Below are 13,628 nucleotides of genomic sequence, written 5' to 3'. Positions count from 1 at the left end.
CAGGCGTTCTCCGTACCATTGAACGCAAACCGGTGGTGCGTGCCACATCTTCGGGGGGATGTGTAATCCTGCGACAACCCTCAACAGGCACCATGCGTCCCTTGAGAAGACCGTCAACCGGTAACGAAGAGAAGGAGCAGACCGCGTGGAGTACCCGCCTCGGAATGGGCATGGGGACCGACGTCCCGCCCGGCCTAGGCAGGACGCGCCCGGACGCGTTCCTCCCCGTCCGGCCCCGCCCCGTGGATCCCGCCCGGCACCCGCCCGTCAAGCGGCGGACGCGCCGCCCCGGCGCCCCGAACCCCGGCGCGCCCCGCGGCGCTCGTTCCGCGGCCCCAAGATCGCGCTGGGTCTCGTCTCGCTACTGGTGATGGGCTTGACCGGCTACGCGTGGGCCGCGATGGACGGGCTGACGTTCGCGAACGTCGGCATCGGCTCCGACGAGGGCGACAAGCCCGCCGACGGCGCACGCGACATCCTGTTGGTCGGTCTCGACAGCCGCACGGACGCGCAGGGCAACCCGCTGTCCAAGGAACTCCTCGCGCAGTTGCGCGCCGGGCAGGCCGACGGCGAGCTGAACACCGACTCGCTGATCTTCGTGCACATCCCGAACGACGGCTCCAAGGCCGTCGCGATCTCTCTGCCGCGTGACTCCTACGTCGACATCCCCGGTGGCTTCGGCAAGCACAAGATCAACTCCGCCTATGCCCGCGCGATGCTCAGCGAACGCAAGAAACTGCAGGAAGACGGCGTCTCCGACCCGAAGGAACTCGATCAGAAGGCCAACGAGGCCGGGGCGAAGACGCTGATCAAGACGGTCGAGAAGCTGACCGGTTCGACCATCGACAACTACGCCGCGATCAACCTGCTCGGCTTCAGCGAGATCACCCAGGCCATCGGCGGGGTCGACGTCTGCCTCAACGACGACGTCAACGACCAGTTCTCCGGCGCGAAGTTCACCAAGGGCCCGCACACCATCTCCGGTGTCGAAGCGCTCGGCTTCGTCCGGCAGCGCCACGGTCTGCCGCGCGGCGACCTCGACCGAGTGGTCCGCCAGCAGGTGTTCATGGCCGGGATGGCGCGGAAGGTGCTCTCCGCCGGCACGCTCGCGAACCCCGGCAAGCTCAACGACCTGATCACGGCCATCAAGAAGTCGGTCGTGCTCAACCAGAACTGGGACATCTTCGGCTTCGCGCAGCAGATGAAGGGCCTCACCGGCGGTCAGCTCGAGTTCCGGACGATCCCGATCGTCAACATCGAGTACAAGACTCCCGAAGACGGCGTCGCGATCCAGGTCGACCCGAAACAGGTCAAGGACTTCGTCCAGGGCGTCGCCGGCCCGCCGCCCGGCGAGCAGGCGCCGCCGCAGGACGAGTCGCCCAACAAGGCGACCACGGTCGACGTCCGCAACTCGACGAGCAAGGACGGACTGGCCGCGACGGTGCTGAAGCAGCTCGTCGACAAGGGCTTCACCGCGGGCGACACGGCCACGGCCAGCGCGCGCAAGAAAACGGTGATCTGGGTCGCCAAGGGACAGCAGGCGGCAGGCAAGGCGGTCGCCGCCGAACTCGGGGGCAACCCGACCGTCCAGGAGGACAAGAGCGTCGAAGCCGGCCACGTCATGGTCTTCCTCGGCTCGGACTACAAGCCGGCGAGCGGCGCGCAGGGCTCCGATTCCTCACAGAACGTCGCGGGTTCGTCGGCCGCGGCCCCGCCGCCCGAGCAGTCCGACGAAAAGCCGATCACGGCTGAAGGCGTCCCCTGCGTCAACTGATGCGCTCGTTGGCCGCGCAGAATTAACCCATTTGGCCCAATGGGTCAAAATCAGTGTGAAAAGCACCCCCGAAACCGCGTAAGAGCGGATGTCCTGCCGACTTTCATTCACGTGAGTGCGCTCGCCCCGGATCAGTCACCCGGGGTGAGCGGTGGAGCAGGTTGGCAAGGCAGGGGATGGGGAGTGCTGATCGACGCTGAGAACTATCAGCGGATACTCGGAGACGAGCTCCGCAAGCTCCGTCGTAAGCGTGGCTGGACACGCAAGGAGCTGAACCAGCATCTGCAGAGCGAGATCTCGCTCCAGACGCTGGCCACCTACGAGCTGGGCACCCGGCACTGTTCCGTGGTGCGGCTGGTCGAACTGTGCATCGCGATGGACGAGCTGCCACAGGATCTGCTGGCCAAGGTGCACCGTCGCGTGTTCGTCGACGAACCCGGCCGGGTCCGGATCGACCTGCGCCTGGTGATCAAGGACGACCAGGAAGAACTGCTCCCACTGAGACGGTGGGCGGACGACCGGCTGAAACGGTCGGGCGACGCCGGGAGCGCCGAGGTCCACCTCGACTTTTCGGCACTGGAGCGGATGGCCGAACTCTGCGGCATCCCCACCGTCGATCTCATCGGAAGGCTTCGCCGGCTCAACCCCTCATGAGCGCGGCGCTCCCTGGTCCGTGAAGGCCTCGCCCCCCATCCTGGCCCTCACGGACCTCCCCCTTTTCGCGGGCTCAGCCGAGGAGCTCGTAGTCCTCGCGCCGCACCTTGCGGGTGTCCAGCCAGTACCGCCAGGTGAAGCCGGGCCAGATCGTCCGGTTGACGCCCTTCGCGTCCAGGTACCAGCTCTTGCAGCCGCCCTGGGTCCAGATGCCCTTGGCGAGTTTGCGCTGGATGTCGCCGTTGAAGCGCTCCTGCGCCTCCGGCCGAGGGTCGAGCGCCTTGCCGCGGGCGAGCCGCAGCGCCTGCGCGACGTAGGAGATCTGCGCTTCGATCATGAACACCACGGAGTTGTGCCCCAGTCCGGTGTTCGGGCCGAGCAGGAAGAACAGGTTCGGGAACCCGGACACGGTGATTCCCTGGTACGTCCGCATCCCTTCGGTCGCCCACTCCTTGCCGAGGTTGCGTCCGTCCCTGCCGATGATCTCCAGATCATCGAAGGCGTCGGTGACGTGGAATCCGGTGCCGTAGATGATCGCGTCGACCTCGTGCTCGACCCCGGCGCCGTCGACGACGCTGTGTTCGCGCACCTCCGTGACGCCGTCGGTGACGACGTCGACGTTGTCCCGCGCGAGCGCCGGGTAGTAGTCGTTGGAGACCAGGACCCGCTTGCAGCCCATGGTGTAGTCCGGCGTCAGCTTCCGGCGCAGTTCCGGATCCTTGACGCTCTTGTGGATGTTGCGCTTCGCGATGCGCTGGCCGATCTTCATCACCCACGGATGCCCGTTGAAGCCGATCGCGCGGGCTTCGAGCCCCCAGTAGAGGACGTCGCGGAAGGCGCGCTGCAGCAGCGGCACCGACCGGAACGCCTTCTGCAGGGCCGACGGCATCTCGCGGTCCGGTTTCGGCATGATCCACGGCGGTGTCCGCTGGAAGAGCGTCAGCTCCTCGACGTCCTTCGCGATCCGTGGGACGAACTGGATCGCGCTCGCGCCGGTGCCGACCACGGCGACCCGCTTGCCGGTCAGGTCGTAGTCGTGCTCCCACCGCGCGGAGTGGAACGCGCGGCCCTTGAAGTTCTCGATACCCGGCAGCTTCGGGATCTGCGGCAGGTGCAGCGCGCCGACCCCGGCCACGAGCGCGGGCGCCACGAACTCGTCGCCGGACTTCGACGCGACGTGCCAGCGGTTCTCCTCGGCGTCCCAGCGGGCGCCGGTCATCTCCTGGCCGAAGCGGATGAAGCGGCGAAGCTCGTACTTGTCGGCGACGTCGCGCATGTAGCGCCAGATCTCCGGCTGCGGCGAGTACGCGCGGGACCAGCCGGGGTTCTGCTCGAACGAGAACGAGTACATGTGCGAGGGGATGTCACAGGCGCAGCCGGGGTAGGTGTTGTCCCGCCAGGTGCCACCCACGTCGTCGGCCTTCTCCAGGATGACGAAGTCCTCGCGGCCCTCTTTCCGCAGCTGGATGGCCATGCCCAGACCGGAGAAGCCGGTCCCGACGATGACGACACCGGTCTCGGTGCGGTTGCCCATGACCCGACCTCTCGTTCGAATTACCTGTTACCGGGAGTTCACCCTACTTGAAGTAGGTTACCTTCGGTAGAGTGCTGTGGTGACGACGGCGAAGCGCAAACGCATGCCACGGGCAGACCGGATGCGACAGATGATCGAGATCGCCGAAGAAGTCTTCTCCGAACGCGGCTACACCGCGGCCTCGATGGACGAGATCGCCGAACGCGTCGGCGTCTCCAAGCCGATGCTCTACGAGTACTTCAACTCGAAAGAGGGACTGCTGCTGGCCTGCATCCAGCAGTCGCGGGCGGCGCTGCGCGAGGCCACCGAACGCGCGACCGTGGGCGCCACCACCGCCGAGGAGGCGCTACGGCGAGGTCTGCTCGCCTTCTTCGTCTTCATCCGGGAACGACGGCAGGCCTGGTCACTCCTCCGGCACGAGATGGCCCTCATCGGCACGCCGGCCGCCGACGAGATCGAGCAGACCCGGCGCCAGCAGACCGACCTGATCGCCGCGCTGATGAGCGACTACATCGAAGCGGGCGACGACTTCCGCGCCGAAGCGTCCGCGGAATTCGTCGTCGGCGCATGTGAACGACTCGCGATCTGGTGCGAGCGACACGAGGACGTCAGCCCCGAAATGGCCACCGGATACGCGATGGACATCCTCTGGTCCGGCCTGTCGGCGAGGGCCCGCTGAAGCGACTGTGAAGATGCGCGTGCATTAGGCCATTCGGTCGTCACTCAGTGCACATTGCCGCCAGTGTCTTGTGACACAGAGTTGTCCTACTGTATCGATGACACTGTAGAAACTCTGATGGACAGTCACGGCCTCCACCAGGAGGGGGCGCCGCTTCGTGAAAGCGGCGTCATGGTGGCGGAGTGGCGAAGTCCACAGTAGTGACGCATGCTCGCGAGGGAGAGGGGTGAGGCGGATGACCGAACCGATCACCGCGTCGTACGTCCAGGAGGACGACGATTGGAAAGTCACGGTCAGCGGCTCCGGTAAGGAACTGACCGGTCGCGCGCCGGGCATCATCGCGGCACGGGACCGGGCCGACCAGCTGGTCGAGAAACTGTCCCCGCCGGAGCGGTCGACCGTTGTGCACCTGCTCAACGGCAGCGCGCTCGAGTTCACCGCCGCCTACATGACGGCGAGACTCACGCTCCCGGAGATCGAACCCCTCGAGGTTCCTCCCCCGGCGAACGGCAAGGCCAAGGACAAGACCGCCAAGCCGCCGGTGCCCCAGGGCAAGGAACTCCCGAAGGCCGTCGACGAGGCGAAGGCCCAGAAGGACGAGCCCGCCAAGACACCGGCCAAGGCGGCCCAGACCTCCTGAGACCTACTTCAGGAGCTTGCGGATCAGCAGCACGCCGATCAGCACCGCACCGCCGATGAGCGGGTACTTCACCTTGGGCTCGTCCAGCTTCGCGCGCAGGCCGGTCTTCGCGGAATCCACCAGCTTCGCGGGGTTCGCCTTCGTGCCCAGCTGGTCGAGCGTGGCGACCAGCGCGTTCCTGGCCTGCTCGATCTCACGCTCGATGGTCTCCGGATCGCGAGCCACGTGTCCTCCTCGCCGCAACGTACCTGCAGGGGCCCCACGTTAGAGGACGTCACCCCCTGCGGCGGCACCGGCCACGCCGAGAAACGCCGATCGTGTCGCACGCTACGATTTCGAGGCGGTACTGGGGCCCGTAGCCCAATTGGCAGAGGCACACGGTTTAGGTCCGTGCCAGTGAGAGTTCGAGTCTCTCCGGGCCCACCCCAGCCACGCCACACGCGTCGGCGCGTATGGCGGCCCCGTCGAGTTCTCAACTGACGTTCGTTGCCCGACGAGCCGTTTCGACCAGCGTCTCAGCCGCCCGGCCCGCGCGCTTGAACTCGTCCGCGGTAACCGGGGTATGGCTGTAACCCGCTTTGGTCTTCAGCTTGAGCAAGGCCCTCAAGTGTTTCGCGACGTCCTTGTCCGCCTTGGCCAACAAGCCGATCGCTTCATCATGACTTTCGCCCAGCGCGTGCTCACCCAGCCTGGCGCAGCAGATGACGTCAGCCGCCGCGATGCCCGCGGGCACACACAAGGTCACGTACGCGTCGGTCACGTCCTCGTGCTCGCAGGCAAGTTCGCGAATCGTGTCGGCTGCCTCGAGGAACTGATTTGCCTTGCCCAGGCGCCCGCGTTGAACGCTCACGTCGCACTGCCGAGTTCGCACGTCAGCCTTTTCTCTTTCTCAAGTGACTGGCCAGCCAAGCCCGGCTCCCGGCGACGGTGAGCCCGTCCCGCACCACATCGCGCAGGACGACCTCGTCGTATGCGCGGTCGGCGAGTTCGGCTTCCGTGAACTCCAGGGGGCGAGTGTCGTTGCCGACCCAGCGGGTCACCTCGACCGCCAGTTCGTGAACCTGCGTCTCCCACAGATGGTCATCGGCGTCATCCGGCCGGATCAGCAGAAGGTCCACGTCGCTGTCCTCCGTCATCTCGCCGCGTGCCACCGAGCCGAATACAGCGGCGTACACCGGCGGGATCTCCCAAGACTCCAGACGGTCCTCGATGCGCTCCAGGAGTGTCTTGCGCATCTGGGCGAGCCCGACGATGTGCTCCGCCGCGAGGTGCTCACGATTGAGCCGGTACGCGAAGGCGTTCCCGACCCTGTCGGACGACACGACACCCTGCTTCGCCAGGCGACGCAGCACCTTACGGATGCCCTCCTCCGAATGCCGCGCCAGCAGCCGATGCAGCTGCCCGGTGGTGAAGATGCCGTCGTGGTTGGCGAGTACGGCCAGGACGTCGCCGTCGAGCGTGGGAGTGACCGTCATCAACGGACGGCTCAAGTCCACGATTCGCCTCCTCCAGTACGCGCTGGCCGGACCACTATAGTGCCGGGATGCCAACTATAGTACAGGTAACCGGATTATAGTTGATAGCCTCGCATCGCGCCCGTGAGGACACTTGACGTGCTCATCGACGGAATCATGCGTTTGCGGGTCGCTTCTCCACGGATCACGCCGAGGACCCCGATACCTCCCGGAAGCACGTACCGCAATGGAATACTGACCCCGGTCAGTCGCCGCGGCCTCCAGGCCCAGAACTACGGATGTCAGCAGGTGCGATTACCGGATCCCGATCGCTCATACGCCGTCCTGATCGGCGCGAGCCGCTACCACGACACCGATATACCGGACCTTCCCGCCGTGTCCAACAACCTCACGGCCTTGGCGTTGGCCCTGACCGACCCCCACTACGGCGGCTTCAGTTCCGACCGCTGTGCCATCGTCAGCAATCCTGACACCGTGCGCACGGCGTACAGGCAGTTGAGGGAATCCGCCAGTCTGGCCACTGACACCCTGCTGGTCTACTTCGCCGGGCACGGCCTGCTCGGGCCGGTCAAGCAAGAGCTCTATCTAGCGCTGCCCGACACCGACCACGACGAACTCGAGGTCAGCGCCCTGCCTTTCGAGATCGTGCGGCAGGTGTTCCTGTACTCGGCCAGGCCGAGATCGCCGGTTCCTACACGTTGGCCTCCGTGCCGGGGAACGCTCTTTCGCTGGCTCCCGCTGGAGAGCGGTTCACCGTGTTCACCGGCGCGCTGCTGGAGGTGCTGAACCGGGGTGTCGCGGACGGCCTCGAACTGCTTCCCCTCAGCACGGTCTACACCCAGCTCCGGCACGCCATGCGCATCCGCGGTTTGCCCTTGCCGTCCCAGCGGGGCACCGACACCGTCGGCCAACTGGCACTCACTCGCAACCCGGCGACCGCCTTCGTCGAACCGTCACCTCCTCCGGACGAGGTGACACCTGGCATTTCCGGTGCGCGATCGCGCACGAGGGTCATCGCCGTCTCCGTGATCGCAGCGGTCGCCGCTCTCGTCACCACCGTCATCGTCATGATCGCCAACGCACCGGACACGACGGCGAACTCCGCGAAGACGCCACCGACCACCCCTACGACGAGTTCCAGTTCGCCGACGACAAGCGGAAGCACGCTTACGACACCGCCGTCGACGACCAGCAGCGCGGCGCCTGCGACGGGCAGTAGCCAGGGCTTCAAGTGGGTCACCGTCCGTGTGTACAACAACTCGACGGTCCCCGGCCTCGGAGAGAAGGCAAGCAATGACTTCAAAGCCGATGGCTGGAATGTCATTGACGGAGGCGGCTTTCAAGGAAAGCTTCCCGCGTCAGCCGCGTACTACCGTCCTGGAACCGACGAAGAGCGGGCCGCCAAGGACTTGGCAAACCGGTTCGGAATCCGAGCCGAGCCCCGGTTCGAGGGGATTCAGAACGCCGGACCCGGCGTCATCGTGATCATCACCAAGGACTATCAGGGAACTGGGACGCCATGACAGCGCACTCCGAAGTCTTCCTCGCCGTCGAAGGCGACAACTCCGACCAGTACTTCCGGTCCCTGCGCTCCTGGTTGACGAACGAGGACGACTTCCGCGGCCGAGTCGCCGGCCGACGACAGCCGATCCGCCCCGGCGAGATGGGAAGCGTCGTCGACGTCCTCGTCGTAGCGCTCGGCTCCGGTGGCGCAGGGGCCGTCCTCGCCCGCTCGGTGACCACCTGGCTCACCCAGACGCGGGCCGATATCACGCTCACGATCAAGAGCCGCGAAGGTACGCAAATCAAGATCGACGTGAAGCGGGCGAAAGACGCGCAAGGCGTGATCCGCGAAATCGGTGAGCTGATCGAGAAGAGCGAACACCGACGTCCCGCCATCGAAGGCGAGACGCCGGAGCCACCCGAAGATCAGCGAACGCGGTCGTAGACCACGGCCATCTCCCCCAGCTCCCCGACCTCTTGATAGGTCAGCTTCCACTTCGAAGCAGGCAGGCCGTCGACGAACAGCCGCTGCCCGCCGCCGGTGATCTCGGGGCAGATCATCAGGTACAGCCGGTCGATCAGGTCGTCCGCGAGCAGCGCCTTGATGACGCTCGCGCTGCTGTTGACCAGGATGTCGCCCTCGCCGCTCGCCTTGAGTTCGGCGACGACCTCGGCGGCGGGGGCGTTCACCACGCGGGCACGGTCCCAGGGGGACTCGGTCAGTGTCGTGGAGAGGACCACCTTTTCCGCGTCCACCAGCCACTTCGCGTAGGCGCGGTCTCGCGGGTCGGCGTTCTCGTCGGCGGCGACGGTCGGCCAGAAGCCCAGGAAGCCCTCGGCGTTCTTTCTGCCGAGCAGCGCCGTCGTCGCGTTTTCGTGGATGCGGGCGAGGTGGCCGCGGGCGACGTCGGTGGTCGCGTACGAAACGATCGCGCCCATGTCGCCGGGGCCGCCGGGGCCGCTGTAGTGACCGTCGAGGCTGAGGCTGATGTTCGCGGTGACGCGGCGGCCGGTCGAGTTCGTCATGTCGTTCATTCCTTTTCGTGCGTGGTGAGTCGGGTCGCGAGGTTGTCGAGCACCTGGCCCCAGCCGGTTTCGATCCCGGCGATGAAGGGGACGGCCTCGACGGTGGTTTCGGTGATGCGCAGGTCCAGCCGGAGGCGGGTCCCGTTGGGCTCGTCGGTGAACTTCAGGTCGTAGTGACCGGTGAAGAAGGTTTCTCCCTTGCCGTCCAGCACCGAGAGATCGAACTCGAGGTGTTCGAGTTCCCTCGCGGCGTGGACCTTTCCTGCGGAGCGATACCGCCCCTCCGCGTCGCGATAGTCGAGGACGACACGTCCGCCCGTCTTCGGTTCGATGACGCAGTCGGTGACGGTCATCGACGGCGGCGCCCACCAGGACGCGAGCAGAGCGGGCTCGGTCCAATGCCGCCAGACGACGTCTCGCGGCGCGGCGAGCGAGCGGTCGAACGAGAACGCGCGTCCGTCCGCCCACCGAGCACGATCCGCGGCGGCGGAATCCGCGCCGATCGCGGCCTGATAGCGCGTGAGGACATCTCGCTCGCCCTCGTTCGCCTGGATGGTCGCGATCAGCTCCCCCAGCCGGCTTCCGAATTCCTTCAGCGGGGCCCCCTCGACCGCGTAGACGCGACGCTGCCCGAGCGGGAAGACCGTCACGAGACCGACGCGGGCGAGGGTCTGGAGGTGCTTGGTGGTCTGCGGCTGCCGCAGGCCGGTCAGCTCGGCGAGCTCACCGACGGACCGGGGCCGCTCGGCGAGAAGCTCGACGATGCGCCACCTCGCTCCGTCTCCCAGTGCTGCTGCGATCTGCTCCATGCCAAGAAGTATTCACCTCAGAGAATATTCTTGTCAAGGAATATCTTTGAGGTGGAACTCCAGGAGGCTGCGCTGCTCGGTCAGCGAGGTGATGGAGTCGAAGGCCAGGCCATGGGCGGCGGCGAGTTCACGGAGTTCGTCGAGACGCCGCTCGCGGCCGCCGTAGAGCACGAGCATGACCAGGTCCCACTCGGTTTGGGCCCCGAGTCCGCCGACCGCTTCGATGACGAGGACGCGACCTCCCGGGCGCGCCGCCTCGGCGCAGCGGGCCAGGATGCGATGGGCGCGCTCGTCGTCCCAGTCGTGGAGGATGTCGGACAGCAGATACGCGTCCGCCCCGGCCGGGAGCGGGTCGAAGAAGCTGCCCGCCGTCGCCGGACAGCCGGTCCGGCAGCCGGAGGGTGACCGCGACCCGCAGCGCGGTCAACCGAAAATGCGGCCGGTCAGTTACGGCGTGAGCGTCCGTCCGGTGAGGCTCGCGGTCTCCACGGCCTCGACGTAGCACCACGCGACGTCCGCCGCCGGGGTGCCGCCGTCCGGCTCGCCGAGCGCGGCCAGTGTTTCGCTCACCCAGCCCGGGCTCACGGCGTTGACGCGGAGGCCGCGGGGCAGTTCGTGGGCCGCCGCGGCGACGAACGCTTCGAGGCCGGCGTTCGTCAGGAAACCGAACGCGCTGCCGCGCAAGGTCTCCGGGATCCGGCCGGCGGTCACCGTGACCGAACCTCCGTCCGGCAGCCGCGGGATCGCGTGCCGCAGCAGGAATACCTGTCCGAGCAGCTTCCCGTGCAGTCCTTGGACGAACTCCTCGTCGGTGCCGCCGTCGATCGGGACGAGGGTGCCGCTCCCCGCGCAGCAGACGACGTGCTCGATCCCCGGCTCGGCGTCGAACACCGCGTCGAGGGTGGCGGGCTGTTCGACGTCCACGCGGATCTCGCCGGAGCGGGACGCGGGCAGCACCTCGTGCCCGCGTGCGGTGAGGGCTTCGGAGACGGCGGTCCCGATCGTTCCGGTGGCGCCGACCAAAAGGATCTTCGACTTCATGCTCACCAAGGTAATCAGGTTGCGCCCATGACGGCCGCGCCGGGAAGATCCGGCGGGTGCCCGCATCCCGTTCCGAATTGTCGCGGTGGCAGTTCGAGCTGACCTGGTCGCTGTTCGAGTACCACCTTGCCGAGCTGAAGCCAGAGGATTTCCTCTGGGAGCCCGGGGAGCTCTGCTGGACCGTGCGCCAGGACGCCGACGGTGCCTGGCGCGCCGATTGGGCCGACTCCGAACCGGATCCCGTCCCCGTCCCCACGATCGCTTGGCTCACCTGGCATATCGGCTGGTGGTGGAGTGTCGCCCTCGATCACGCGAACCGGCGGACGCCGCGTGGGCGCGAGGACATCACATGGCCCGGTGAAGACTCCGCCGTCGAGTGGTTGCGCGGGCTCCGCGAGGAATGGCTGGCTGTCCTGGATCGCTTGACCGACGCCGACCTGGACGCTTCCTCCGGCTACCCGTGGGGCGAAGAAGCCGGCCTCACCTTCGCCCACACCGTCGCCTGGGTGAACTCCGAGCTGATGAAGAACGTCTCCGAGATCGGGCAGCTTCGGTTGTTGCGCGTCAGCGCGGTGTAGGACAGATGGAGCTCGATCTCGGCGCGGTCCGCGCGTTCGTCGCGGTGGCCGAAGACCGGTACTTCGGCGAGGCGGCGATCCGGCTCGGGGTGAGTCAGCAGGCAATCTCCAAACGGGTCGCGAAGCTGGAGTCGGATCTCGGCGTACGGCTGCTGTCGCGGACGCGCGGAGGGGCCGACCCGACCGAGGACGGCGAAGAGTTCCTCAAGCACGCCCGTGCGCTGATCGGTCTCGCGGACCAGGCTGTCGAGCGTCTCCAGGGCAGGCGCCGCCCGCTGCGCGTCGACGTCCTCGGCACACGGCTGGCGACCATGGAGGTGATCCGGGCGTTCCACGCCGACCACGACGACGAACTGGAACTCGTCACACCCGGCCTCGGCGCGGAGCGACGGGCACTGCTGCCTGACACGGTCGATGCCGCCTTCGCCCGCGTCAACACCGTGCCGGATCCCGCGATCGACCGCACGCCCGCCTACCTGGAGCCCGCGAATCTGCTGGTCGGCCGACGGCACCCGCTCGCGCGGCGACGCCGGGTCGGCATGGCGGAACTGGCCGGCCTGACGGCCTGGATGCCGTACAACGCGCGCGCCAGTGAATGGGCGGAGTTCTGGCAGGAGCTGTGCCCCGCGTTCGGCATCCTCGTCGACACCGATGGCCCGAACTTCGGGCTGGAGCACCACATCGAGGTGCTCAGCGAGTCGAAGGACCGCCTCGGCTTCGTCGGCGCGAAGATGCACGTGCCCTGGCATCCGGACGTCGTCCAGATCCCGCTCGTCGATCCGACGCCGGTGTACCCGTTCTCCCTGCTGTGGCGGCGCGAGAACCGGCACCCCACGCTGGCGCTGCTGATCGAGCACGTGCGGTCCGGCTACCGCCCCTTCGACCCCGAGCGGCAATGGCTTCCGGAGGTGGACCGGGCCGCCATGAGCATTTAGAGGACTAAATGCTTGCCTAACTATACGAACGATCGTACGTTTAGTTCATGAGCTTCGCACTCGCCCGTGCCCTGGCTGTCGCCAAGAGCAGGCAAGACATCCCCGCGGCACTCGACCTGCTGCATCCGGACATGGTGCTCGAGACACCGGCCTTCGGGACGACGGCGAACGGCCGGGCCGAGAACGAGAAGGCGCTGACACGCTTCTTCGCCGCCTTCCCCAACTACGACGTCGCCCTGGACGGCCACGCGAGCGACGGCACCACGCTCGTCTGCTGGGGCACCGCCCGGATGACCATGACCGGCGACCGGTTCGGCGTCGTGCCCAACGGCGAACGCGCCGAGCTGCCCGTCTTCATCCAATTCACGTTCGCGGACGGCCTCATCGCGTCCGAACGGTTCTTTTTCGATCTCTCGGCGCTCTGCGCCCAGTCCGGCGTCTCCACCGACGCCGTCCGGCGGAAGGTGTTCGGCTCATGACCACGCGCGTGAAGGATGTCGGCGAACTCCGGACGGAACTGCTCTTCGACATCGTCGTCGACCTCCACCCTCCCTTGAACATCGGCGGTGGCCGGACGTTCTTCGGTGCCGCCGGCGGCACGTTCGACGGTCCGGATCTGCGCGGCGAAGTCCTGCCCACCGGCGGTGACTGGGCGATATTCCGCGCGAACGGCACGATGGTGCTCGACGTCCGGCTGACCCTGCGCACCCACGACGACGCGCTGCTGCACATGACCTACGGCGGCCGCTGGCGAATCCCGGCCGAGCGCCGCGCCGAACTCGCCGACCCCGCGACCCGGCACCTCGTCGATCCGGCCGAGTACTACTTCCGGACGAATCCGCTCTTCGAAACCGGCGACAAGCGCTACGCGTGGCTGAACGACGTGGTGTGCGCGGGCTCGGGCTATCTGGTCGAAGGCGGGATCGCCTACCGCGTCGCACGGATTCTCTGACTGGATTCGCCAGCCGGGGTGACCCGTG

General features: G+C 67.1%; 19 protein-coding genes, 1 tRNA gene and 1 pseudogene. 12 read left to right on the top strand and 9 right to left on the bottom strand.

Features of this window, described 5'->3' with window-relative positions; translation table 11 throughout:
- The first annotated feature begins 145 nt into the window (after positions 1-145).
- Both ACZ7KI_RS24405 and ACZ7KI_RS24400 read left to right on the top strand, forming a co-directional pair.
- The gene (locus tag ACZ7KI_RS24405) at positions 146-1,774 is read left to right on the top strand and encodes an LCP family protein (protein WP_470275404.1); all 1,629 of its coding nucleotides are present in this window, start codon (positions 146-148) and stop codon (positions 1,772-1,774) included.
- 183 nt (positions 1,775-1,957) lie between these two features.
- The gene (locus tag ACZ7KI_RS24400; RefSeq protein WP_470275403.1) at positions 1,958-2,428 is read left to right on the top strand and encodes a helix-turn-helix domain-containing protein; all 471 of its coding nucleotides are present in this window, start codon (positions 1,958-1,960) and stop codon (positions 2,426-2,428) included.
- Positions 2,429-2,501: 73 nt separating this feature from the next.
- Here the strand turns inward: ACZ7KI_RS24400 and ACZ7KI_RS24395 are convergent, their stop codons facing one another.
- Positions 2,502-3,962 carry a flavin-containing monooxygenase gene (locus tag ACZ7KI_RS24395; protein ID WP_470275402.1) on the bottom strand — a complete coding sequence of 487 codons (1,461 nt, stop codon included), beginning with the start codon at positions 3,960-3,962 and terminating at the stop codon, positions 2,502-2,504.
- A gap of 121 nt (positions 3,963-4,083) precedes the next feature.
- On the opposite strand from ACZ7KI_RS24395, the gene ACZ7KI_RS24390 reads away from it, so the two are divergent.
- On the top strand, positions 4,084-4,641 hold the full coding sequence (locus ACZ7KI_RS24390) for a TetR/AcrR family transcriptional regulator (RefSeq protein WP_465501628.1): 558 nt from the start codon (positions 4,084-4,086) through the stop codon (positions 4,639-4,641).
- Positions 4,642-4,876: 235 nt separating this feature from the next.
- Positions 4,877-5,281: a hypothetical protein gene (locus tag ACZ7KI_RS24385; protein WP_470275401.1), complete on the top strand. Its 405-nt coding sequence runs from the start codon at positions 4,877-4,879 to the stop codon at positions 5,279-5,281.
- A 3-nt stretch (positions 5,282-5,284) separates the two neighbouring features.
- Here the strand turns inward: ACZ7KI_RS24385 and ACZ7KI_RS24380 are convergent, their stop codons facing one another.
- Positions 5,285-5,506 carry a DUF3618 domain-containing protein gene (locus tag ACZ7KI_RS24380; RefSeq protein ID WP_005165704.1) on the bottom strand — a complete coding sequence of 74 codons (222 nt, stop codon included), beginning with the start codon at positions 5,504-5,506 and terminating at the stop codon, positions 5,285-5,287.
- Between the two features lie 124 nt (positions 5,507-5,630).
- On the opposite strand from ACZ7KI_RS24380, the gene ACZ7KI_RS24375 reads away from it, so the two are divergent.
- Positions 5,631-5,704, top strand: a tRNA-Leu gene (locus ACZ7KI_RS24375).
- 49 nt (positions 5,705-5,753) lie between these two features.
- On the opposite strand, the gene ACZ7KI_RS24370 is transcribed toward ACZ7KI_RS24375, so the two are convergent.
- Both ACZ7KI_RS24370 and ACZ7KI_RS24365 read right to left on the bottom strand, forming a co-directional pair.
- Positions 5,754-6,131: a hypothetical protein gene (locus ACZ7KI_RS24370; protein ID WP_470275400.1), complete on the bottom strand. Its 378-nt coding sequence runs from the start codon at positions 6,129-6,131 to the stop codon at positions 5,754-5,756.
- Positions 6,132-6,153: 22 nt separating this feature from the next.
- Positions 6,154-6,777: a nucleotidyltransferase domain-containing protein gene (locus ACZ7KI_RS24365; protein ID WP_470275399.1), complete on the bottom strand. Its 624-nt coding sequence runs from the start codon at positions 6,775-6,777 to the stop codon at positions 6,154-6,156.
- 267 nt (positions 6,778-7,044) lie between these two features.
- Here ACZ7KI_RS24365 and ACZ7KI_RS24360 point away from each other — a divergent pair, with 267 nt between their 5' ends.
- Entirely contained in the window at positions 7,045-7,542 is a 498-nt protein-coding gene (locus ACZ7KI_RS24360) for a hypothetical protein (RefSeq protein ID WP_470275398.1), read from the top strand.
- Between the two features lie 46 nt (positions 7,543-7,588).
- Here ACZ7KI_RS24360 and ACZ7KI_RS24355 read toward each other — a convergent pair whose 3' ends face one another.
- Positions 7,589-7,996: a hypothetical protein gene (locus tag ACZ7KI_RS24355; RefSeq protein ID WP_470275397.1), complete on the bottom strand. Its 408-nt coding sequence runs from the start codon at positions 7,994-7,996 to the stop codon at positions 7,589-7,591.
- 7 nt (positions 7,997-8,003) lie between these two features.
- Between ACZ7KI_RS24355 and ACZ7KI_RS24350 the strand changes: the two genes are divergently transcribed.
- Together ACZ7KI_RS24350 and ACZ7KI_RS24345 are read left to right on the top strand one after the other, a co-directional pair.
- Complete coding sequence (locus tag ACZ7KI_RS24350; protein WP_470275396.1) at positions 8,004-8,279, top strand: LytR C-terminal domain-containing protein; 276 nt, start codon at positions 8,004-8,006, stop codon at positions 8,277-8,279.
- On the top strand, positions 8,276-8,704 hold the full coding sequence (locus ACZ7KI_RS24345) for an effector-associated constant component EACC1 (protein ID WP_470275395.1): 429 nt from the start codon (positions 8,276-8,278) through the stop codon (positions 8,702-8,704). The genes ACZ7KI_RS24350 and ACZ7KI_RS24345 overlap by 4 nt, the downstream gene beginning before the upstream one ends.
- Here the strand turns inward: ACZ7KI_RS24345 and ACZ7KI_RS24340 are convergent.
- The 4 genes and pseudogenes from ACZ7KI_RS24340 to ACZ7KI_RS24325 form a co-directional block, all read right to left on the bottom strand.
- Positions 8,686-9,285 (bottom strand): dihydrofolate reductase family protein, encoded by a 600-nt coding sequence (locus tag ACZ7KI_RS24340; RefSeq protein ID WP_470275394.1) that lies wholly within the window; start codon positions 9,283-9,285, stop codon positions 8,686-8,688. The genes ACZ7KI_RS24345 and ACZ7KI_RS24340 overlap by 19 nt on opposite strands.
- A gap of 5 nt (positions 9,286-9,290) precedes the next feature.
- Complete coding sequence (locus tag ACZ7KI_RS24335) at positions 9,291-10,094, bottom strand: metalloregulator ArsR/SmtB family transcription factor (protein ID WP_470275393.1); 804 nt, start codon at positions 10,092-10,094, stop codon at positions 9,291-9,293.
- A gap of 33 nt (positions 10,095-10,127) precedes the next feature.
- A pseudogene (locus ACZ7KI_RS24330) lies at positions 10,128-10,460 on the bottom strand (methyltransferase); the annotation flags it as partial.
- 81 nt (positions 10,461-10,541) lie between these two features.
- Positions 10,542-11,135, bottom strand: a complete 594-nt coding sequence (locus tag ACZ7KI_RS24325; RefSeq protein WP_470275392.1) for an SDR family oxidoreductase — start codon at positions 11,133-11,135, stop codon at positions 10,542-10,544.
- Positions 11,136-11,191: 56 nt separating this feature from the next.
- On the opposite strand from ACZ7KI_RS24325, the gene ACZ7KI_RS24320 reads away from it, so the two are divergent.
- Genes ACZ7KI_RS24320 through ACZ7KI_RS24305 form a run of 4 tightly spaced genes read left to right on the top strand, consistent with a single transcriptional unit; the run spans position 11,192 to position 13,600 of the window.
- Complete coding sequence (locus ACZ7KI_RS24320) at positions 11,192-11,713, top strand: DinB family protein (protein WP_470275391.1); 522 nt, start codon at positions 11,192-11,194, stop codon at positions 11,711-11,713.
- Between the two features lie 5 nt (positions 11,714-11,718).
- Positions 11,719-12,648, top strand: a complete 930-nt coding sequence (locus ACZ7KI_RS24315; RefSeq protein ID WP_470275390.1) for a LysR family transcriptional regulator — start codon at positions 11,719-11,721, stop codon at positions 12,646-12,648.
- Between the two features lie 47 nt (positions 12,649-12,695).
- Positions 12,696-13,127: an ester cyclase gene (locus ACZ7KI_RS24310; protein ID WP_470275389.1), complete on the top strand. Its 432-nt coding sequence runs from the start codon at positions 12,696-12,698 to the stop codon at positions 13,125-13,127.
- Positions 13,124-13,600, top strand: coding sequence for a DUF3237 domain-containing protein (locus ACZ7KI_RS24305; RefSeq protein ID WP_470275388.1), 477 nt, complete (start codon positions 13,124-13,126; stop codon positions 13,598-13,600). The genes ACZ7KI_RS24310 and ACZ7KI_RS24305 overlap by 4 nt, the downstream gene beginning before the upstream one ends.
- Positions 13,601-13,628: the final 28 nt, after the last annotated feature.

Source organism: Amycolatopsis sp. NPDC039088, from assembly GCF_055598845.1.
This window is presented reverse-complemented; position numbering and strand designations above follow the sequence as displayed.